The organism is Brachybacterium massiliense (genome assembly GCF_900184245.1).
Taxonomy (GTDB): domain Bacteria; phylum Actinomycetota; class Actinomycetes; order Actinomycetales; family Dermabacteraceae; genus Brachybacterium; species Brachybacterium massiliense.
In genome coordinates, this window is sequence record NZ_FXXB01000008.1 from 906,000 (window position 1) to 927,261 (window position 21,262).

General features: G+C 72.5%; 17 protein-coding genes and 1 tRNA gene. 13 read left to right on the forward strand and 5 right to left on the reverse strand.

Going from position 1 to position 21,262, the window contains the following annotated elements:
• Position 1: 1 nt before the first annotated feature.
• Positions 2-1,078: a nitroreductase family protein gene (locus BN4251_RS14200; protein ID WP_087485702.1), complete on the reverse strand. Its 1,077-nt coding sequence runs from the start codon at positions 1,076-1,078 to the stop codon at positions 2-4.
• 331 nt (positions 1,079-1,409) lie between these two features.
• On the opposite strand from BN4251_RS14200, the gene BN4251_RS14205 reads away from it, so the two are divergent.
• The 3 genes from BN4251_RS14205 to BN4251_RS14215 all read left to right on the forward strand — a co-directional run bounded on the left by BN4251_RS14205 (position 1,410) and on the right by BN4251_RS14215 (position 6,661).
• Complete coding sequence (locus BN4251_RS14205; protein WP_087485703.1) at positions 1,410-2,726, forward strand: UDP-glucose dehydrogenase family protein; 1,317 nt, start codon at positions 1,410-1,412, stop codon at positions 2,724-2,726.
• A gap of 51 nt (positions 2,727-2,777) precedes the next feature.
• Positions 2,778-5,225: an acyltransferase family protein gene (locus BN4251_RS14210; protein WP_087485704.1), complete on the forward strand. Its 2,448-nt coding sequence runs from the start codon at positions 2,778-2,780 to the stop codon at positions 5,223-5,225.
• Between the two features lie 101 nt (positions 5,226-5,326).
• The gene (locus BN4251_RS14215) at positions 5,327-6,661 is read left to right on the forward strand and encodes a M18 family aminopeptidase (protein WP_087485705.1); all 1,335 of its coding nucleotides are present in this window, start codon (positions 5,327-5,329) and stop codon (positions 6,659-6,661) included.
• Between the two features lie 87 nt (positions 6,662-6,748).
• Here the strand turns inward: BN4251_RS14215 and BN4251_RS14220 are convergent, their stop codons facing one another.
• Positions 6,749-7,078 carry a hypothetical protein gene (locus BN4251_RS14220; protein ID WP_245810363.1) on the reverse strand — a complete coding sequence of 110 codons (330 nt, stop codon included), beginning with the start codon at positions 7,076-7,078 and terminating at the stop codon, positions 6,749-6,751.
• Between the two features lie 76 nt (positions 7,079-7,154).
• On the opposite strand from BN4251_RS14220, the gene BN4251_RS14225 reads away from it, so the two are divergent.
• Positions 7,155-7,595, forward strand: a complete 441-nt coding sequence (locus BN4251_RS14225) for a hypothetical protein (protein ID WP_245810364.1) — start codon at positions 7,155-7,157, stop codon at positions 7,593-7,595.
• Here the strand turns inward: BN4251_RS14225 and BN4251_RS14230 are convergent, their stop codons facing one another.
• Positions 7,596-9,194, reverse strand: coding sequence for a glutamyl-tRNA reductase (locus tag BN4251_RS14230; protein WP_087485706.1), 1,599 nt, complete (start codon positions 9,192-9,194; stop codon positions 7,596-7,598).
• A gap of 276 nt (positions 9,195-9,470) precedes the next feature.
• Here BN4251_RS14230 and hemE point away from each other — a divergent pair, with 276 nt between their 5' ends.
• The 8 genes from hemE to hemL all read left to right on the forward strand — a co-directional run bounded on the left by hemE (position 9,471) and on the right by hemL (position 18,215).
• On the forward strand, positions 9,471-10,511 hold the full coding sequence (gene hemE, locus BN4251_RS14235) for a uroporphyrinogen decarboxylase (protein WP_087485707.1): 1,041 nt from the start codon (positions 9,471-9,473) through the stop codon (positions 10,509-10,511).
• Complete coding sequence (locus tag BN4251_RS14240) at positions 10,508-11,932, forward strand: protoporphyrinogen/coproporphyrinogen oxidase (protein WP_087485708.1); 1,425 nt, start codon at positions 10,508-10,510, stop codon at positions 11,930-11,932. The genes hemE and BN4251_RS14240 overlap by 4 nt, the downstream gene beginning before the upstream one ends.
• On the forward strand, positions 11,929-12,666 hold the full coding sequence (gene hemQ, locus BN4251_RS14245; protein WP_087485709.1) for a hydrogen peroxide-dependent heme synthase: 738 nt from the start codon (positions 11,929-11,931) through the stop codon (positions 12,664-12,666). Before BN4251_RS14240 ends, hemQ begins: the two co-directional genes overlap by 4 nt.
• A gap of 38 nt (positions 12,667-12,704) precedes the next feature.
• On the forward strand, positions 12,705-13,934 hold the full coding sequence (locus tag BN4251_RS14250; RefSeq protein ID WP_087485710.1) for a ferrochelatase: 1,230 nt from the start codon (positions 12,705-12,707) through the stop codon (positions 13,932-13,934).
• Complete coding sequence (gene hemC, locus BN4251_RS14255) at positions 13,931-14,992, forward strand: hydroxymethylbilane synthase (RefSeq protein ID WP_245810365.1); 1,062 nt, start codon at positions 13,931-13,933, stop codon at positions 14,990-14,992. Before BN4251_RS14250 ends, hemC begins: the two co-directional genes overlap by 4 nt.
• Complete coding sequence (locus tag BN4251_RS14260) at positions 14,992-15,759, forward strand: uroporphyrinogen-III synthase (protein ID WP_087485712.1); 768 nt, start codon at positions 14,992-14,994, stop codon at positions 15,757-15,759. Before hemC ends, BN4251_RS14260 begins: the two co-directional genes overlap by 1 nt.
• Positions 15,756-16,823: a porphobilinogen synthase gene (gene hemB / locus BN4251_RS14265; protein WP_087485713.1), complete on the forward strand. Its 1,068-nt coding sequence runs from the start codon at positions 15,756-15,758 to the stop codon at positions 16,821-16,823. Before BN4251_RS14260 ends, hemB begins: the two co-directional genes overlap by 4 nt.
• 66 nt (positions 16,824-16,889) lie before the next feature.
• Positions 16,890-18,215: a glutamate-1-semialdehyde 2,1-aminomutase gene (hemL, locus tag BN4251_RS14270; RefSeq protein WP_087485714.1), complete on the forward strand. Its 1,326-nt coding sequence runs from the start codon at positions 16,890-16,892 to the stop codon at positions 18,213-18,215.
• On the opposite strand, the gene BN4251_RS18060 is transcribed toward hemL, so the two are convergent.
• Together BN4251_RS18060 and BN4251_RS14275 are read right to left on the reverse strand one after the other, a co-directional pair.
• Complete coding sequence (locus tag BN4251_RS18060) at positions 18,098-18,868, reverse strand: hypothetical protein (RefSeq protein WP_140398448.1); 771 nt, start codon at positions 18,866-18,868, stop codon at positions 18,098-18,100. The two genes, hemL and BN4251_RS18060, sit on opposite strands and share 118 nt — an antisense overlap.
• On the reverse strand, positions 18,865-20,607 hold the full coding sequence (locus BN4251_RS14275) for an HNH endonuclease signature motif containing protein (protein WP_170931973.1): 1,743 nt from the start codon (positions 20,605-20,607) through the stop codon (positions 18,865-18,867). The genes BN4251_RS18060 and BN4251_RS14275 overlap by 4 nt, the downstream gene beginning before the upstream one ends.
• Before the next feature lie 356 nt (positions 20,608-20,963).
• Here BN4251_RS14275 and BN4251_RS14280 point away from each other — a divergent pair.
• Positions 20,964-21,040: transfer RNA gene (locus BN4251_RS14280), tRNA-Met, on the forward strand.
• Positions 21,041-21,262 lie beyond the last annotated feature (222 nt).

A 21,262-nucleotide genomic window follows, 5' to 3' on the forward strand; every position in this document is an offset into this window, starting at 1 on the left:
GTCAGTCGTTGTAGCGGCGGAAGGTGTCGAGATCCTTCTTCGCCGAATAGGGCACCAGGCCCTCCTCGTGGGCGTACCCGAAGCCGATCAGCATGATGACGCGGTCGCTGGTGTCGAGCTTCAGGCGGCGCTGCATCTTCGCCTCGAGCGGCTCGAAGTCCGGCCAGTTGATGACGGTCGAGCTCAGGCCCAGGGTCTCGAGCGCGAGGATGAACTGCATCGAGGCGAGCGAGCCGTCCACGTAGATCGCGTGGCGGTCGCGGGGGCTGAAGTAGGACTCGAGCTTGCCGACGACTACGGCGATGGCGGGGATGTTCTCCGCGTAGCCGGCGGTGCCGAAGGGGATCTGGGCGATCTCGCGGGCGAGCTCGGGATCGTCGTAGACGCGGAACTCGTAGGGGATGCGATTGCAGGCGGTCGGCGCCTGGCGGGCCAGCAGCAGAGCCTTGTCGATCAGCTCCCGCTCGACCGGGCGCTGCTCGTACCAGCGCACGCTGCGGCGCTGGAGGACGAGCTTCTCGAGGTCGTCGTAGCCCAGGTCGCTGAGCTGCTCCTTGGGGTGGGGGATCTTGCCCGTCGGCTCAGCGTCGTAGGGCGCGGACTCGAAGCGGGCGCGGGCGGCCTCGACCGTCCTGTCGGTGCGTGCGGAGACGGCGAAGTACTCGCTGAGCACATCGTGCGCCCAGTCCAGCTCCGGCTGGTCGATCGTGCCCGGGGCCGAGCACTGCTGCGCCACGGCGGCCTCATAGAACTCGATCGTCTCGGTGATGTAGTCGCGGGCGAACACGTCCCGGCGGGGCCGCATCGTCAGGCCCTTCTCGAGACGGTGCACGTTGCGGCGCAGCTCGACGTGCGTGGTGCGGGCGGTGCTCTTGTTGCGGTAGTAGTTGCGCCGGCCGCGCAGCACCGCGGACTGCTCGCGGTTGAAGGCGAGGAAGTTCCCGGTGAAGAACACGTGGGTGAGGACCCGGCTGGAGCCGAAGCTCTCGAGGAAGCCGCGGTTGACGACCTCGTAGGTGCGGCGGATCCAGGTGATCGCGAGCAGGTTCTTCGCTATCGTCTTGAGCTTGTTCAGCACACGGTCTCCCAATGAATGATGAGCAGGAATCCCCACGGATCCTGGAACGGCGAAGCGGCGTCGAGCGACGACTCTGCCGTGGCATCCCGGAGAAGGCGCCGGGACACGAGCTCTCGAGGCGGTCGAACGATCCTCCGTCGAGCCTTGTCCAGGCTACCTGCCGCCAGGAGGCATCAAGCTTTCGCCACCTCACATCGCACGGTGGTTCGATCACACTTCACCAACCATTCACTCGAGTCATTCTGCCGGGACCGCGGCTGATCTCGGAGGTGCCCGCCGCCACGGCAGACGCCGCCCCGTCGGCTGCGGGAGTGCTTGTAAGCTCGCTCCCATGAGAATCAGCATCATCGGGTGCGGGTACCTGGGCGCCGTGTACGCGGCTTCGATGGCCTCGATCGGCCACGACGTCCTGGGCCTGGACGTGGACCAGAAGAAGATCGATGACCTGGGTCAGGGCATCGCCCCCTTCCATGAGCCGGGCTTCGGGAAGGTGCTCACCGAGGCTCTCGACTCCGGGCGTCTGCGCTTCTCGACCGACTACTCCCAAGCCGCCGACTACACCGCCCACGTGATCTGTGTGGGCACCCCGCAGCAGATCGACTCCGCGGGCGCGGACCTCACCTACGTCCACGCCGCGGTCGACTCCCTGATCCCCCATCTGGCGGATGATCACGTGGTGCTGGGCCGTTCGACCGTGCCCGTCGGCACCGCCGCCTCGCTGCTCGAGCGTCTGCGCGCCGCCGGCGTGAAGTCGCCCCTGGCCTGGAACCCGGAGTTCCTGCGCGAGGGCTTCGCGGTCAAGGACACCCTCCACCCCGACCGCATCGTCTACGGCCTGCCCGAGGATCCCGCCGAGGCGGCCCGCGCCCGCGAGGTGCTCGATGAGATCTACGCCCCGATGCTCGAGGTGGAGACCCCGCTGGTGGTGGGCAACTATGCCACCGCCGAGCTGGTGAAGGTCTCCGCGAACTCCTTCCTGGCCACCAAGATCTCCTTCATCAACGCGGTCGCGGAGGTGTGCGAGGCCACCGGCGCGGATGTCTCCGTGATCGCCGAGGCGATCGGACTGGATGACCGCATCGGCCCGAAGTTCCTGCGCGCCGGGATCGGCTTCGGCGGCGGCTGCCTGCCCAAGGACATCCGCGCCTTCATGGCGCGCGCCGGAGAGCTCGGCGTGACCCAGGCGCTCGGCTTCCTGCGCGAGGTCGACCACGTCAACAACCGTCGGCGCGACCATGTCGTGAACATGACCCGCAAGGCGCTCGGCGGCACCTTCACCGGCAAGCGCATCGCCGTGCTCGGCGCCGCCTTCAAACCCGATTCCGACGACACCCGCCAGTCCCCCGCGCTCTACATCGCCTCGAAGCTCTCGGGCCGCGGCGCGGACGTGGTGGTCACCGATCCAGCGGCCAACCAGCGAGTCCATGCCGAGCGTCCCAACCTCGCCGTCGCCGAGGACGCCTACGCCGCCGCAGCCGGTGCGGACATCGTGCTGCTGCTGACGGAGTGGCAGGAGTTCAAGGACCTCGACCCGGTCAAACTGGCCGAGGTCGTGGCCGCTCCGCGCATGATCGACGGTCGCAACGTGCTGGATCCCGCCCGGTGGCGGGCGGCCGGCTGGGACTACCAGTCGATGGGCCGGCCCTGACCGCGGGCTGAGCCCCGCGGCACGTCGCCGTCCGAGAACCGAGGATCGTCCATGCACGCGGGAGACCGTGAGCCGTCACCCCAGCAGCCCGGAGAGCCCGGGGAGCCCGGGGATTCCGCGTCGCGCCGACGCGGTCCTCGCCCTGCCCCCACGCCGGAGGCGGCCTCCCCCTGGCTGCAGGACGCGATCGAGCCTCCGCTGCGCACGCGCAGCCGGCTCGAGGACTGGCTGAGCGGCCCGCAGGTCTCGCAGTCCACCTCGCTCGAGGACTGGCTGCAGGGCCCGATCGAGCAGCACAGCGAGCAGGAGGCCGAGGACGCCTGGTCCACCAGCGGCTCCATCTCGGGCACCCACCACGGTGGGGAGCCTGGCCCCGGCGGGGCCGACGCACCACCCGGCGGCGAGGAACCGGGCGCGCGTCCCCGCCCGGTGTTCCGGGCCGAGCTGCACGGGCTGCGCGCCGTTGCACTGGGCCTGGTGGCGGTCTACCACGTCTGGTTCGGCCGGGTCTCCGGCGGCGTGGACGTGTTCCTGTTCCTCTCGGCGTTCTTCCTCACCGGTACCTTCGTGCGCCGGCTGGAGAGCGGCCGTCCGCTGGGGATCCCGCGCTACTGGCTGCACACCTTCAAGCGCCTGATGCCCCCCGCCGCGGTGACGATCCTGCTGACGCTGCTGGGGACCTGGCTGCTGCTGCCCTCCTCCGCCTGGCCCTCGCTGATGGAGCAGGCGGTGGCCTCGGCCGCCTATGTCCAGAACGCTCTGCTGGTGCTGATGCAGGTGGACTACCAGTCGCACGACGCCGGCGCCTCCTCCCCGCTGCAGCACTTCTGGTCGCTGAGCGTGCAGGGGCAGGCGTTCCTGGTGTGGCCGCTGCTGTTCGCGCTGGTGCTGCCCTTCGCGCGGCGCGGCCGCGGGGTGCGCCTGCCCCTGCTGGTGATGGTGCTGGTGATCGGCGGGGCCTCGCTGGCCTGGTCGGTGGTGTCCACGCAGTTCCAGCAGCCGATCGCCTACTTCGACACCGGGGCCCGGCTGTGGGAGTTCGCGGCGGGCTCGCTGCTGGCACTGACCCTGCCCGCGATCGACCGGCTCACCGCCGCGGCCCGGCCGGAGTACGAGGGCCCGCCGCGCTTCCGCGTGCTGCGCACCCTGCTGGGCTGGGCGGGGATCGCGGGGCTGCTGGCCGTCGGGATCGTGCTGGACGTCTCCTCGCAGTTCCCGGGCTGGATGGCGGCGCTGCCGCTGGCCGCCGCCGGCGCCGTGGTGGTGGCCGGACACTCGGGCACCCGCTGGGGTGTGGACCGGCTGCTGTCCACCCGCCCGGCCGCGTTCTTCGGCGACATCTCCTACGCCCTGTACCTGGTGCACTGGCCGCTGCTGGTGTTCTGGCTGCAGCACAGCGACCAGGAGCGCGCCGGGGCGCTCGACGGGCTGGTGGTGCTCACCGTCTCGGTGCTGCTGGCCTGGGTGCTGACCCGCCTGGTCGATGCGCCGATCCGCCGCTCGGACTGGCTCGAGGCGCGCCCCTGGAGGGCGCTGACCGCGGTGGCGGCGAGCTTCGCGCTGGTGGCGGGCACGGCCGCGGGCTGGTCCTACTCGCTCGAGCGCGGCACCCCCGAGGAGCCTGTCGCGTCGGCGACCCCGGTCCTCCCCACCGACGAGGTGGTCACGCAGGCGCCAGCCGAGATCCTGCCGCGCGGCTACGAGCGCGACCAGCAGTGGCCGAACCTGCCCCAGCGCTGCGAGGGCTCCTACGCCCCGGAGGGCCCCTTCGACAACGTCACCTGCCAGCAGCTGCTGCCCGACGGCGCCGAGTCCGAGGGCCTGGTGGTCGTGGTGGGCAGCTCCCATGCCCGCCAGTGGATCCCCGCGATCCTTCCGTGGGTGCAGGAGAACGACCTGCAGCTGGTGAACCTGCACATGGACGGCTGCAACTTCATGCCGGGCGTCTCACGCGGCGAGTACTGCGCCGGCTACGAGGAGTACGCCCTGACCTACATCGACACGATGCAGCCCGACGTCGTGCTCACCACCTCGACGGTGACCCGCACGGACTCCGCGCAGGAGGAGACCCCCGAGGGGATGGTCAACGCGATCGCGGAGCTCACCGGGCGCGGCATCGACGTGATCAGCGTGCGCGACAACCCGCGCTGGGAGCAGGACCTGTTCGAGTGCGCGGAGGAGGTCATCGAGGAGGGCGGCACCCCGGTGGACGCCGATATCGCCTGCGGCGCGGACATCGCCGAGAAGCACGCGCCGGAGAACCCGGCCGAGGTGCTCGAGCCGGTCGAGGGCGGCGGCAGCCTGACCCTGGTGGACCTCACCGCGCAGATCTGCCCCGAGCAGCGCTGCTCCCCGGTCCTCGGTGACACCTACGTCTACCTCGATGACGACCACCTCACCCGGCGCTTCGTCGAGCAGGCCCTCGCACCGCCGATGACGGAGATTCTCTCCGGCCCCGACGGGCCGCGCAGCATCCAGGAGCTCGCGGCGTCGGGCTGAGCCCTGTGGAGGGATCCGTCGGGGGCGGCGTCCGCACCGGCTCCCGTCGGCGCGTGTCCACACCAGCCCCACCGGCGCGGCGCCGATGATTGAATGACCGGGTGACTCATGCACCTCGCCACTCCTCCTCCCCCGCCGCTCCCTCGCCCCGCGCACGGGCCCACGCCCTGGATCTCGGGGCCTTCGTCACCGCCTCCCCCTCCTCCTTCCACGCCGCCCATGAGGCCGCCCGACGGCTCGAGGCCGCAGGCTTCACCGCGCTGCTCGAGACGGACGCCTGGGACGCGGCTGCCGTGGCCGGGGACCGTTTCGTGCTGCGCGACGGCTCGCTGATCGCCTGGTCGGCCCCCGAGGGCGCGGATTTCGCCTCCCCCTTCCGGATCGTCGGCTCCCACACCGACTCCCCTGCCCTGAAGCTCAAGCCGAACCCGCAGCTCGGCGCCGAGGACCTCTCCCAGGTGGGCGTCGAGATCTACGGCGGCCCGCTGCTGAACTCCTGGCTGGATCGCGAGCTGCGGATGGCGGGCCGACTCGCCCTCGCCGACGGCAGCACCGTGCTGGTGGACACCCCCGGGCTGCTGCGCGTCCCGCAGCTGGCCGTGCACCTGGACCGTGCGGTGAACAAGGACGGCCTGCAGCTGGATCCGCAGCGGCACATGCAGCCGATCATCGGCTTCGCCCCCACTGACGTGCTCGAGATCCTCGCCCACCACGCCGGGGTCTCACGCCACGAGGTCGTGGGCCTGGACGTGGTGACGGTCGATGCCCAGGAGCCGGCGCTGTTCGGTGCCGACGAGGAGTTCCTCGCCTCGGGCCGGCTGGACAACCTCAGCTCGGTGCACGCCGAGGTGGAGGCCCTGATCGAGGTCGCCGCCGCTCCGCGCCCGCCGGCGATGGACGGTCCCTCCCCGATCGCGCTGATGGTCGCGAACGACCATGAGGAGGTGGGCTCTGCGACCCGTTCGGGCGCCGCCGGGCCGTTCCTCGAGGACGTGCTGGTGCGCGTCCATGCGGCGCTCGGCGGGGATGAGTCCAGTCGCCGACGGGTGCTGGCCTCCTCGATGGTGCTCTCGGCCGACGCCGGCCATGCCGCGCATCCGAACTACCCCGAGCGTCATGACCCCGTGACCCGCCCGCGACTGGGCGAGGGGCCGATGCTGAAGATCAACGCGCAGCAGCGCTATGCGACCGATGCGGTGGGGATCGCGGCCTTCGTCGGCGCCTGCGAGCGGGCCGGGGTGCCGCATCAGCACTTCGTCTCGAACAACGCGATGCCGTGCGGGTCCACGATCGGACCGATCACTGCGACCCGTCTGGGCATGACCACGATCGACGTGGGCATCACGCTGCTGTCGATGCACTCGGCCCGCGAGATGTGCGCGACCGCGGATCCGCTGCTGCTGCAGCAGGCTTGCGTATCCTTCCTGCACGGCTGAGCCGCTCGGCGGTCCTGGTCTGCTGAGCGGGTCAGCTGAGCGGATGGGCTGAGCAGGTCAGTGCGCGAGCGGGCTGAGCGGCTGCGCTCAGCTCTTCGCGGCGTCCGCCTCCGGGCCCGTGCCCGGGCTCTGGTCGCCGGCGTCGACGTCGCCGGCGCGGAACCCGATGTCGCGCACCGTCTCCACGGCGGCACGGGCCCGGGTGACCGAGTCGTGGTCCGGTCCATGATGGCGCCGGGCGTCCTTCAGCAGCTCCTCGACCTGGTAGTACGCATCGTCGAGGTGGCCGGACTCCGCGGTCGCCTCGGCGAGCTCCGCGCGCAGCTCGATCGCTTCGGGGGTGAGGGACTCGCCGTGCTCGAGCAGGTCGAGCAGGCGACGGGTGGCGTCGTGGACGCGCTGCTGCGGGGTGCTCATCGGGGTTCCTCCTGGGGTCGGTGCAGTACTCCCGGATCCTACGCGGTGGCCGCGTGAGCAGTACTCTGTGCAGGCCATGGAGATCAACCCCTACGAGTCGCGTCTGCGCATGCTGCAGCAGATCGACGGGGTGCAGATGCAGCGCGAGGCGGCCCCGGATGAGGAGACCGCCGGCTGTCCGGGCTGCCCGTACTTCTGGACCTGCCCGGTGCCGCATCGCGGTGAGGAGGTTCGCGCGCCCGAGGAGATCGATCGCGCGGACGTGCCCGAGCAGCTCGGTGCGCGGCGCGAGTTCAGCCCGCGCGATGAGTCCGACGTGGGCTGGACCGATGAGTGGGTGGGCGAGGACGGCCTGCCGCTCGAGGCCGAGGAGATCGAGACGCTCCGCGCCCAGCAGGCGCAGCTGGCGCAGCAGGCGCGGGCGTCTCGGGAGCATCCCGAGGAGCTGTCCGGTAGGCACCCCGCAGAGGTCTCCCGCTCGGGCTCCTGGCGCCGACTGTTCCGGCGCCGGCGCTGATCAGCGCTCGTCGCGAGCGCGCGGCGAGAGGCGGGACGCGGGGAGGCCGGGCGCAGGCGCGTCGACCCCGGAGCCGTGGACCCCAGGAACGTCGGCCGCAGAAGCGTCCCCCGCAGCGGCACCGACCCCGGACGGGCCGTACCCGGCGGGGCATCCCCCACCGCGCAGCGCGACACGCGCGATGTCGGAGGCGGAGAGACCGGCCATGGCGAGCTCCTCCGCCGGAGCGGCCGCGACGTCCGGGGCACCGAGATCCTGGACGACGGGCGGCACGGTGCGGTCCGCGCGCATCCAGCCGGCCGGGGCGGGGCTCTCCTCACCGCCGTCGATCTCCGCGCCGGAACGTCCCTGACCGGCGGAGATGTCGATCCCGAAGATGGTGTGGAAGGCCTCGACGTAGGCGTCGGCGTAGCCGGTCTCGGCGAGGTGGCGGGCCCGCTCGGCGGGCTGGTGCATGGCGCGGGCGAGGATGCGGCGCACGGCCCGCTCGAGCTGCTCGGCGGTCTCCCCGGAGACCTCGCGGCGCATGCGGTCGATCTCGCCGTCGGCCGCATCGAACACCTCACGGCGCAGCGCGGCCATCGCCGGGTCGATCCGGCGCACCTCCTGCTGGACGCGGAAGGCCTCGACGTTCTCGGCCACGATCGCGCGGGCGGTGGTCAGCGCGGGGTCGTCCTGCGCCTCGGTCTCGAGCTTGAGATCGGACAGCCCCAGCACGGTGACGCCCTTGAGATGGCGCACCAGCGGATGCACATCGGAGTGGAGGGCGAGGTCGAGCACGACGGTGCTCCCGGCGCCCAGGAACTGCTCGGGGAACAGGGAGGTGCCGCGGCCGGAGCAGGCCAGCACCAGATCTGCCCTGCGGATCGCGGCCTCGAGGCCGTCCGCCTCGACGATCTCCACGCCATGGCGCTCGGCGAAGCCGGCGGCCCGCCCCGACGGCGAGAACACGCGCACCTGCGAGGCGCCGCGGCGCATCAGCTCCGCCAGACCCAGGCGAGCGTAGGCGCCGGTGCCGACGATCAGCACCTCCCGGCCCTCGAAGCCGTCGAGCGCGACCGCGGCCCGATCCATCGCGACCGCCGCGCCGCTGCGCCCGGCCGCGCCCACGGGCGCCTGGGTGGCAACGGACTTCGCGCAGCGGAAGCCGTGCTGGAAGAGGTCGTGGAGCATCGAGGTGGTGCGGCCCTCACGGCGCGCCGCCTCATAGGACTGGCGCACCTGGCCGGCGATCTCCGCCTCGCCGAGCACGAGGGAGCGCAGCCCGGAGGTGACCTCGTAGAGGTGCTCGGGCACGGGGGTGTCCATCGCCGCGTCGAAGCAGAGGGCGACCACCTCGCGGTCCAGACCACTGGTGCGGGAGACGGCCTCGACGACGAGGTCCACGCTCTCGTGGAAGCGGTCGGTGTCGAGGTAGACCTCGAGGCGGTTGCAGGTGCTGATCACCACCTCGCCGGCGATGACGGGGGCGGCGCCCGCGGCGACGCGCTCGCTCTGGAGCTCCTCGATCACGGCCGGGAGGCGCTCCGCTCCGCGGGTGAGCGCGTCGAGCACCTCGAGGTCGAGGTGCTCGTGGGAGGCACGGAGAGCGGCGAGCATGGTGGCCAGTCTAGGCATGCGCGAGCCGCTCCCGCCGATCCTGTGAGCGGCTCTGCGGAACCTGTGCACAATAGAGGTGTCATGTCACAGAACCCCATGTCAGAGCCCCTTTTTAGCGACAGTGCGTCAGATCGATCGCGACGCCTGTCAGATACCGGGAACGCCGCAGGCCCGAGGCTCGCCACCGCCCCTGCGATCACCCTGCCCGACCCCTCCGAGGGCTCCCCGGCGCTGCCTCCGGAGCACCCCGCGCAGCGCCCCACCGGCGAGGGCGGAGTGGCCGATGCCTCCCTGCTGCAGGAGCTGCGCGGCGTGAGGGGCGCCACCCCGAGCGTGTGGTTCATGCGACAGGCCGGCCGCTCCCTGCCCGAGTACCGCGCCCTGCGCGAGGGCACCACGATGCTCGATTCCTGCGAGCGTCCGGAGATGGTCTCCGAGATCACCGTCCAGCCGGTGCGGCGCCACCGAGTGGACGCGGGGATCTTCTTCTCCGACATCGTGGTCCCCGCGCGCCTGGCGGGCCTCGGCGTGGAGATCAAGCCCGGTGTGGGCCCCGTATTCGACCATCCGATCCGCACCGAGGCGGACGTCGCGGCGCTCCCGCCGCTGGACGACGTCTACGACGCCGCGCTCGAGCCGATCCGCGAGGCGGTGCGCCTGACCGTCGCGGAGCTCGGCACCACGCCCCTGATCGGCTTCGCCGGCGCCCCCTTCACCGTGGCCAGCTACATGGTCGAGGGCGGCCCCAGCCGTGATCACCTGCGCACCCGGGCTCTGATGCGCAGCCACCCCGAGGTGTGGGATCGCCTGGCGAGCTGGGTGGCCGAGCTCTCGGGCCGCTTCCTGCGCGCGCAGGTGCTCGCCGGCGCCTCCGCCGTGCAGCTGTTCGACTCCTGGGTGGGCGCGCTCTCGGAGGACATGTACCGCAGCTCCGTGCAGCCCCACTCCGCTGCGACCCTGAACCATGTCGCGGGCCTGCCCGTGCCCCGGATCCACTTCGGGGTGGGTGCCGCGCACCTGCTGACCCCGATGCTCGAGGCGGGCGCCACCGCGATGGGCGTGGATCATCGCCTGCGCCTGGACCAGGCGCTCGACATCCTCCCCGAGGGCCTGCCCGTGCAGGGCAACCTCGATCCGGCGACCCTGTTCACCTCGGAGGAGGTCCGCTTCGCGGAGGCGCGCTCGGTGCTCGCGGCCGGCTCCCGCGCCGCCGGGCACGTGGTGAACCTCGGCCACGGCGTCCCGCCCGACGCGGACCCGCAGGTCCTCACCGACCTGGTCAGCTACCTGCACGAGCAGAGCACCGAGCGGGCATGACCATGCGCGTCCTCGTGGTCGGCGGCGGCCTGGCCGGGCTGCTCGCGGCCCGGCGCCACCTGCGTGCCGGGCACCGGGTGGTGCTGCTCGAGGCGACCGGCTCGGTGGGCGGCGCGATCGCGCAGAGCGTCCTGCCGGGCGCTGGCGACCTCGCGCTGAACACCGGCGCCGAGGCCTACTCGAACGGCTCCGGCGCCGTGGATGCCCTGGTCGCCGAGCTGGGCCTGGCCGAGCAGATCGTCGCTCCGCGCGAAGGCCTGGGCAGCCGCGTGGTCTCCGACGCCGGCGCGCACCGCGCCCCGGGCGCGAGCCTGCTGGGGATCCCCTCGCGGCCGCTGGCGGCGGACGTGCGTGCGGTGCTCGGCACCGCCGGCGCGCTGCGCGCGGCGCTCGAGCGCTTCCTGCCCGCCTCTCTCGGCGCCCGCCCCGGCGCGACCGTCGCGCAGGTGGTGCGCCGACGCTCGGGCCGTAAGGTGCTCGAGCGCCTGGTTGCGCCGGTGATCGGCGGGGTCCATTCCTCGGATCCGGCGACCCTCGAGTTCGCGGCCGCCTCCCCGGCGCTCAGCGCGGGCCTGGCCGAGCACGGCTCCCTCACCGCGGCGGTGCGGCGGATCCGGGGCCGCTCCGCGGGCAGCGCCGGCACCCGCGTGCACTCGCTGTCCCCCACCATGGCCGCGCTGCCGCAGACCCTGCAGGCACGACTCCTGGCCGCGGGCGGGATCCTGCGCACCGGCGTGGAGGTCGTGGGCCTTACCCGCGAGGAGACGGACGGGGAGGCCGTGTGGCAGGTGCGCACCTCACGCGGTGAGGAGCTGAGCGCGGAGCACCTGGTCCTCGCCTGCCCGCCCGACACCGCCCGCGAGCTGCTGGCCACCGCCGCGCCCCGCGTCGCCGCTGCGATCCCGCAGGCCCCGTCGGCCGCGGTGCGCCTGGCCGCGCTGGTGCTCGACGCCCCCGCGCTGGACGCCTTCCCCTCCGGCACCGGGGCGCTGGTCGCCCCGGGCACCGCCGGAATCCGGGCGAAGGCCCTCACCCATGCCAGCGCCAAGTGGGAGCACGTCCAGCGCGCGCTGCGCGAGGCGCTGCCGTCGGCCTGCTCCCCGCACCTGGTGCGGCTGTCCTACGGCCGGCCGGGCGAGGCCCTGCCCGGCCGCGAGGAGCTGATCGATCTGGCCCTGGCCGATGCCACCCGCATCCTCGGCGTCCACCTGGATCGCAGCCAGCTGCTGGACTCCGCGGTGATCGACTGGGAGCGCGCGATGCGCCAGCCCCTGCCCGGTCACCGCGCCGCCCTCGACTCCCTCGCCGCGCTGCTCGCCGAGCAGCCGTCCCTCGAACTCGTCGGCTCCTGGCGGGCCGGCACCGGCATCGACGCGATCGTGCGCGCCGACGACTCCCTCACGGAAGGATCCCCGTCATGAACGACGCCCCCGCAGGCGCGACCGCGCAGTCCCCGGAGGACATCGCGCAGACCACCCGCTACACGAGCTACACCGTGTTCCGCCGCCTCTCGGGCCTGACCGAGGACGGCGAGCTCACCACCGCGCAGGTCACCGACGCGCTGCGGGACGTCACCGGTCTCATCGAGTCGGCCTCCGACGGCGGGGTGGAGATCCTGGGCTTCTACGACGTCTCCGGCTTCCGCGCCGAGGATGACCTGATGCTGTGGCTCGCGGCCGACGAGCCCGAGGCGCTGCAGCGCGCCCTGCGCGAGTTCGAGCGCTCCCTGCCGGGCACCTGGCTGCACCGCGAGTGGGCCGCGATGGGCGTGCACCGCATGGCCGAGTTCGCCAAGGGCCACGTGCCCTCGTTCATGGTGCCGGGATTCGAGCGCAAGCAGTGGATCACCGTCTACCCCTTCGTGCGCAGCTACGAGTGGTACCTGCTGCCCGACGAGGAGCGCAACCGTATGCTGCGTGAGCACGGCCTGCTGGGCCGCGACTACCCGCAGTGCAACGCCAACACCGTCGCCGCCTTCGCCCTCGGCGACTACGAGTGGCTGCTCTCCTTCGAGGCGGATGACCTGCACGACCTGGTCGACATGATGCGTCACCTGCGCTACTCCGACGCGCGCCTGCACGTGCGCGACGAACTCCCCTTCCACACCGGCCGCCGCCTCGAGGATCTCGAGGACGTCGCCGCCCTGCTCGCCTGAGCACCGCTCCCACCACGATTCACCACCGAGGACGCCCCATGACCGATCAGACCCTGTCGATGCCGAGCCCCCGCGCCGTCGATCCTGACTCCCCCACCCACACCCGCCGCGGCGAGGCCAAGCCCTTCGACGCCATCCTGTTCTCCTCCTTCGGAGGGCCGGACGGCCAGGACGACGTCATCCCGTTCCTGCGCAACGTCACGCGCGGCCGCGGGATCCCCGATGAGCGGCTCGAGGAGGTCGCCGGTCACTACCGCGCGCTCGGGGGCCGCAGCCCGATCACCGCGCAGAACGAGGCGCTGATCGCGGCGCTCGAGCAGGAGCTCGCCCGCCGCGGCATCGATCTGCCCGTCTACTTCGGTAACCGCAACTGGGCCCCGTACAACGCCGACGCGGTCCGCGCGCTGCACCGCGACGGCCACCGCCACGCTCTCGGCCTCGTGACCAGCGCCTACTCTTCCTACTCCTCGTGCCGCCAGTACCGCGAGGATTTCGGGATGGTGCTCGAGGAGACCGGCCTGGTCGGCGAGGTGAGCATCGACAAGGTCCGGGTCTACTTCAACCACCCCGGCTTCCTCGAGCCGGTGGTGGACGGGGTCGCGGGTGCGCTGCAGAGCCTCTCGGTCGAGGGGCACGACGTGGACCGCATCGCCGTGCTGTTCTCCACCCATTCGGTGCCGAACTCGATGGCGGAGGCCTCCGGCCCGGAGGAGACGCGGGTCGCGGGCTCCGGCGGCTGGTACGTGGAGCAGCACCTCGCAGCCTGCCGCTGGGTGATGGAGCAGCTCCATGACGACATCCCCGAACTCCCCGACTGGCAGCTGGTCTACCAGTCCCGCTCCGGTGCACCGCACATCCCCTGGCTCGAGCCCGATGTCAACGACGTGATCGAGCAGATCGCCGCCGACGGATCGGCCGACGCGGTGATCGTGGTCCCGATCGGCTTCGTCACCGACCATGTCGAGGTGGTGTGGGATCTGGACACCGAGGCGAAGGAGACGGCCGACGAGAAGGGCCTCGCCTTCCGCCGCGTGGCGACCTCCGGGGAGGATCCCCGCTTCGTCGCGGCGCTGGCCGATCTGGTCCAGGAGCGCCTGGACGCGCAGTTCCCGCGCCGCGTGGTCACCGATTTCGGCGGCACCCCCGATGTGTGCGGCGCGAACTGCTGCGTGGGCCGGATGTGCCGTCCCACCACCAGCGGTGTGGATTCGGAGCAGGATGTGGAGCGGGCACGCGCGGAGGCGCTCACGGCGGGAGATCCCTCGTGACGCCCAGATCAGTGGCCGGCACAGGCACTTCGACGTTCGTCGGCTCCTCGCTGCGGATCGGCACCCGCGCCTCCGAGCTCGCCCTCACCCAGTCCGGGCATGTGGGCGAGGCGATCGTGGCGGGCACCGACCATGCAGTGGAGCTGGTGCACGTCAGCACCCGCGGGGACCGCGACCGGGTGAGCCCCCTCGCCCAGATCGGCGGGACCGGCGTGTTCGTCACGGCGGTGCGCCAGGCCCTGCTGGACGAGGAGGTGGACGTGGTGGTGCACTCCTGCAAGGACCTGCCCACCGCGCCGCTCGAGGAGATCACCCTGGCCTGCTATCCGGCCCGGGAGGATCCGCGCGATGCGCTCTGCGCGCGTGATGGTCTGACCCTGGCCGAGCTGCCGGAGGGCGCGAAGGTGGGCACCGGTTCGCCGCGCCGCGCCGCGCAGCTGCTGCGGGCTCGGCCCGATCTGGATGTGCAGGGCATCCGCGGCAACGTCGAGACCCGGCTGAACCGGGCGCTCGGCGAGGGCGCGGATCTGGACGCGGTGGTGCTCGCCGCCTCCGGCCTGCGCCGGGTGGGCCGGGAGGCGGCCATCAGCGAGCTGCTGCCGGTCGAGGTGATGCTGCCCGCGCCCGCGCAGGGAGCGCTCGCGGTCGAGGCCACGACGGCGGCTCTCGCCCAGCAGCCCTGGTTCGCCGAGCGCCTCACCGCGGTCGATGATCCCGCGACCCGCGCGGCGGTCACCGCGGAGCGGGCGCTGCTGCGCACCCTCGAGGCGGGCTGCTCCGCACCGGTCGCCGCCTACGCGGAGCTCGAGCAGGGCTCGGCCGCCGACGGTGACAGCGGCGTCGAAGCAGCTGAGCAGGGCACAGTGCTGCGCCTGCGTGCGCTGGCGATCCGGCCCGACGGCAGCCACGTCGTCGAGGGTCAGGCGCGCGCGGCGCTGGCTCTGGGATCCGACGTCCTCTCGGGCCCCGACTCCGTGCCGTGGGCGCTCGGCGCCGAGCTCGCCGCCGACCTCCTCTCCCGCGGGGCCGGCGAGATCCTCGAGCAGGCCCGGGCCTGATGAGCGCCGTCGCCGCCCCGCGCCCCGTGCTGGTCACCCGACCGGCGGGGCGCGGCGAGACGCTGTCCACCGAGCTCGAGCGGCGCGGTATCGAGGTGGTGCACCAGCCTCTGATCCGCCTCGTGGCCGAGCACGGGGAGGAGCTAGACGCGGCGCTCGCACGCCTCCGCGACGGGGCCTACACGCACCTGGTGGTCACCTCCCGCACGGCGGCAGAGGTGCTGGCCGGGGCGCTCGTGCCGCCCGGCACCGCGGTCCACGCGGTGGGCAAGGGCACCGCCGAGGAGCTGCGCCGGGGCGGGATCCCGGTCTCGCACGTGGCGGCCGGCTCCGGTGCCGAGTTGGTCGAGGAGATGCCGCCGGCCCTCGCGGGAGCGAGCGTGCTCTTCCCCGCCTCCGCCGCGGCCTCCCGCACGGTGCCCGAGGGTCTGCGCGCCAGGGGCTATCGGGTGCACGAGGTGACGGCCTACCGGCCCGTGCCCGTCGAGCCGCCCGCGGCGGTCGCGGTGGGCCTGGCGACCGGCCGTTTCGGAGCGCTCGCGCTGACCAGCCCGATGATCGCCCGCCGTGCCGCCGCGCTCGGCGTCCACGCCTCCACCCCGATCGTCACGATCGGCGATCCCACTTCCGCGGCGGTGAGGACGAAGGGCCTGGCCGTCGCGCTGCAGGCCCACGAGCCCACCGACACTGCCCTCGCCCAGGCGGTCCAGCAGGTGCTGCAGAGCCCGCCGCCGCCTCCGATCCGACCTCCTCAGGAGCCCCGATGACTCAGACCTCCCAGCCCGGCCCCGTCCCGTCGGCCGCCGATCTCTCGGCCGCCGGATTCCCGGGCCCGATCGAGCGACCGCGCCGCCTGCGCTCCGGAGCGGCGATGCGCTCCCTGGTGCGGGAGCACACCCTGCGCCCCGCCGACCTGGTGCTGCCGATGTTCGTGCGCGAGGGCGCGAGCGAGAACCGGCCCATCGGCTCGATGCCGGGCGTGGTCCAGCACACGATGGACTCTCTGGTGCGCGCCGCGATCGAGGCCGTGGAGCGCGGCGTGGGCGGCGTGATGCTGTTCGGCGTGCCCGAGCGCAAGGACGCTGTCGGCTCCGGCGCGACCGATCCCGAGGGGATCCTCAACCTGGCGCTGGCGCGGCTGCGCTCCGAGCTGGGCGATGCCACGGTGATCATGGCGGATCTGTGCCTGGACGAGTTCACCGACCACGGCCACTGCGGCGTGCTCGACGGCGCGGGCCGGGTCGACAACGACGCCACCCTGATGCGCTACCGGGAGATGGCCCTCGCCCAGGCCGAGGCGGGTGCGCACCTGCTGGGCCCCTCGGGGATGATGGACGGCCAGATCGCCGCGATCCGCGACGCCCTCGATGCCGCGGGGCACCTCGACGTGGCGCTGTACGCCTACACCGCGAAGTACGCCTCCTCGTTCTACGGACCCTTCCGGGAGGCGGTGGACTCGTCCCTGCAGGGCGATCGGCGCAGCTACCAGCAGGATCCGGCGAACGGGCGCGAGGCGCTGCGCGAGCTCGCGCTCGACGTCGCCGAGGGCGCGGACCTGGTGATGGTCAAGCCCGGCCTGCCCTACCTGGACGTGCTGAAGGAGGTCGCGCAGGCCTCGCCCGTGCCGGTCGGCGCCTACCAGGTCTCCGGCGAGTACGCGATGATCGAGGCGGCCTCGGCCAACGGCTGGATCGACCGTGATCGCACCGTGCTCGAGTCGCTGCTGGCCTTCCGCCGCGCGGGCGCCTCGACCGTGCTGACCTATTACGCGAGCGAGGTCGCCGGGTGGTACCGCGACGGCCTGCCCGCCCATCTGCGCGAGTTCCTCTGAGCTCGCGCCCCGGCCGTTCTCTCCACCGGCCGCTCTCTCCACCGGCCCCGACGCAAGGAGCATCCGATGACCACTCCCTCCGCCCAGACCCGCTCCGCCGATCTGTTCTCCCGCGCCCAGCAGGTGATCCCCTCGGGGGTGAACTCCCCGGTGCGGGCCTTCGGCTCGGTGGGCGGCACTCCCCCGTTCTTCACGGACGCGAAGGGCGCGCTGCTGCACGACGCCGACGGCAACGAGTACGTGGACCTGGTGGGCTCATGGGGCCCGATGATCCTGGGGCACGCGAACGAGCAGGTGGTCGAGGCGGTGCGTGAGGCCGCGGGCCGCGGGCTGTCCTTCGGCGCGCCGCAGCCGGGCGAGGTGGGCCTCGCCGAGGAGGTCGTGAACCGGATCGCTCCGGTCGAGCAGGTGCGGCTGGTCAACTCGGGCACCGAGGCGACCATGAGCGCGCTGCGCGTGGCCCGGGCCGCGACCGGCCGGGACGTGATCGTGAAGTTCGCCGGCTGCTACCACGGGCACGTGGATGCGCTGCTCGCCGAGGCCGGCAGCGGTGTCGCGACCTTCGCGATGCCCGGTTCGGCCGGCGTGACCGCCGCGACCGCCCGGGACACCGTGGTGCTGCCCTACGGCGATCGCGAGGCGGTGCGGGCCCTGTTCGCCGAGCGGGGTCAGGAGATCGCCGCGATCATCACCGAGGCCGCGCCCGCGAACATGGGCGTGGTGACGCCGCTCGAGGAGGACGGGATCGGCTTCAACCGCTTCCTGTCCGAGACCGCGCACACCGCCGGCGCGCTGCTGATCAGCGATGAGGTGCTCACCGGCTTCCGCGCGGCGCGCGAGGGCTACTACGGGGTCGACGGCGCGGACCGCAGCTGGGCCCCAGACCTGATGACCTTCGGGAAGGTGATCGGCGGCGGCCTTCCCGTCGGCGCCTTCGGCGGTCGCAAGGACCTGATGGGGCTGCTCGCCCCGGCCGGGCCCGTCTACCAGGCGGGGACCCTGTCCGGGAACCCGCTCGCGACGGCGGCGGGTCTCGCGACGCTGAACGGTCTGGACGAGGCCGCCTACGACACGCTCTCCAGCGTCTCCCGGACCCTGCAGCAGCTGGTGGCCGATGCGCTCACCACCGCCGGGGTCCCGCACGTCATCCAGACCGCGGGCACCCTGTTCTCGGTGTTCTTCCGCGATGAGCCGGTGCGCACCTACGAGGAGGCGAAGGCGCAGGACACCGCGGCGTTCACCCGCTTCTTCCACGCGATGCTCGAGGGCGGGATCTACCTGCCGCCGTCGGCCTTCGAGGCCTGGTTCGTCTCGACCGCGCACACCCCGGAGGTGCTGGACCGGATCGCGGCCGTGCTGCCGGGTGCGGCGAAGGCGGCCGCAGGAGTGTGAGCGGCTGTGGTGTGGGTCGCAGGGGTGTGGGTCGCGGGGGCGTGAGCGGCAGGGGCGTGGGCGGCTGGGGTGTGGGTCGCGGGGGCGTGCGCTGCTGAGGAGTGAGCCGCTGGGCGCTCGCCGCCCTGGTGATCATCTGGGGCGTGCGCTGCTGAGGAGTGAGCCGCTGAGGCAGTTGCGGCCTGCACGCCCCAGATGATCACCAGGGCGGCGAGCGCCAGCACGGCCAGCAGGCTGAGGGCGTGGAGGATGAGCGCCCACGGCGCATGATCCGCTCCGCCGACCCCGAAGGTGTCCGCGAGGGTCATGCCTGCGGGGAGCGATGCCAGCAGGTAGATCGGCGACCCGCCGGTGAGCAGTCCCAGCATGATCATGGCGAGGGCGGTGCGGGAGAGGCGGCCGCGCGCGCCGGCGAGGGCTGTGGATGCGGCGGTCACGGGGCCCGGCAGCAGGAGGGCGAACATCAGTCCCCATCCCATCGTGTCGGAGGTCCTCCCCACGGCGGCGTGGATCTGACGGAGCTCGGCGCCGGGCACGGTGGCGAGCGGATTCAGCACCTGGATCTGAACGGCGGCGAAAACGGCATAGCTCAGCACGGCGACGGTGCCGAGCACGCCGATCAGGCGCGTGTGCCGCGGGGAAGGTGAGGTCATGCCCGGAACAGTAGCCCCGACGAACCGCCATCCCATGGGGATTCTGTGGAGGTCAGGCGGGGGCATCGGGGGGACCCGGAGAGCGTGGGCGCCGCCGTTCGCCTCGTGCGCTCCGTCGGCGACGCAGGGAGCGCCGCTTCCACTCCGCGCGGCGAGGTGCCGTCTCTGAGCGGCTGTGCGATTCGGTCGGCGTACCCGGCGATTCGTGCGAAGCGCGGTGCCGTTCGTGGGAGGGGCGGGGCGGTTCGGTGAGCGCCCGCCCCTCCCACGAACGGCACCGGGGGCGGTTCGGTGAGCGCCCGCGGGCGGGTGGTGCGGCGAGTGCCGGCGCGGCTGGTCCACTCCACCAGGTGCCCGTCGGCGGCGGGGTTCCCGACGCGACGCACGCTGCGGGTCTGCTGCTCCTTGTCGTTGCAGTGGGCGCACAGGCCCTGCCCGTTGTCCAGGCAGGTCTGACCGCCTGCGGCGTGCGGGAGGATGTGGTCGGTCTGCCGGATCGGTGCGTCGCAGTAGGGACCACGACAGGTCTGGTCGCGCCAGAGGATGAACCTCGCAAGCGCTGCGGGGAAGGCTCGGGCACGGGACTCGACCCCGACCAGCTCCCCGGTGCGCGGGTGGCTGTACATGCGCCGCAGCGTGGCGCGGAGCGCTGGACCGTCGGGCCCCATCGCGTTCTCGGCGCCGTCAGCGAGCAGGGATCTGAACACTCCGCGCAGCTCTTCGCGCACGGCCTCGGCCGGCACGCTCCCGTATCCCTCGATCCGGGCGAGATCCCCGTAGCGGGGATGGAAGAGCGCACGGTCGGTGATGATGACGCCGATGTCGAGGGTGGTGGGCTCCATGCCGTCCTCGCGACCGATCAGGGTGCCCACGAAGGAGTCTGCCTGGATCGCCTGGTGGCCGCGACGGTCACCGGCGGCGCGGAGTCGCTCGGCCTCATGCGAGAGGCGCTTCCTGATCAGCGCCGCGTTGAGCGCGCTCACGTGGGCGGTGACGGTGGCCATCCCGTGCTGACCGCGGCGCACGGTGACGTGGCGTTCCCGCCGGGCCTGCTGGTGGCGCCGCTCCTGCCCGTCCGGATCCGCGGCCGCGATGACGGCGGCGGTGGTGTCATCCCAGGTCTGGGCTCCGGCCCCGTCGAGCGACGGGAGACGGCCGGCGAGCTCTCGATCTGCCTCGAGACGCTGCTGGGGCGAGAGCGGGGCGAAGGAGCGGGAGGTGGCGTGGGCGACGGTGCTGGTGACCTTCGCGGAGGCCAGCGCCGTGAGCATCTCGGGCATGTCCGAGACCAGCCGCCGCTGGGAGGCGAGGGAGTGAGCCGCCGACGCGGGCGACTTCCGGATCAGCATCGAGACCTCTCGCGACGCTTCGCTCGCGGCCTCGCGCAGCAGCTTGCGCGTAGGAGGGACCTCGCCCTCTTCGTGGGCGGCGTGGGCGCGCGCCTCGGCCTGCTTCTCGAGGGTGAGCGAGTCCGCAAAAGCGGTGACCGCCCTCGCCTCGAGGGCATCCATGGCGCTGCGCAGCTCGTGGATCATGCCCACCACCTCCCGATACCGGCCCGCGAGGGCGGCATCGGAGGTGAACAGCTGCTGCGGGTGCAGCGCGAGCTCCCGCAGCGCGAAGGCGCCGTCCCCCACCATCTCGGCGAGCGCCTGCGGGCCCTCAGTGCGCACGGCATCGACCAGTGCCCGGTGGGGATCACCGGGTGCCGGGTCGAGAGCCTGCGCGTTGACGAACATATGACCATGATTCACCGCACCACTGACAAATGAAACCCCTCCAGAAGAATGTGGAAAACTTCGACTGGGGAGGAACGGTCGCCGGGCCGCGAGCGTCAGGCCGCACCAAAGCCACAGGCCAGAACGTATGCGCCAGCACGGGAAGCGTGACAACAGAATCTTTTCCACAATACCCCAAGGATTCACCACTCGTCCCGCCCGAGAATGTGGATAACCACCCTCTGTGGAGGAACGGTCCGCGCGCCGATATGACCCCTGACGTCCCTCCACGACGCTCTGCGTCGGTCGATGACAGCACGCTCGACAGCACCCGCCGCTCTCCCCCACGCTGGTGGGAGCCGGCCTCGCCGGCCCAGCGCTCCGTAGCTCAGCCCGGTAGAGCAGCTCCCTCATATGGAGTCGGTCGCAGGTTCGAGTCCTGCCGGAGCGTCCACTCCCCGCCCGACGGCGCCCGGCCCCGCCAGTCGCCGGTCGCCGGTCGCCGGTAGTCACCCGCCGGTCGCCAGCCACCGGTCGCCAGCCACCGGTCGCCAACCGCCGACCGCCGGTCCCTCATCCGTCAGCCCCACCCCGTACGCTCACCCCAGCCCGCCGCCACCGCGGCCGGCCCCGTCCACGACCTGCGAGGTGCCTCATCGCCCGACGTTCCGCCGCC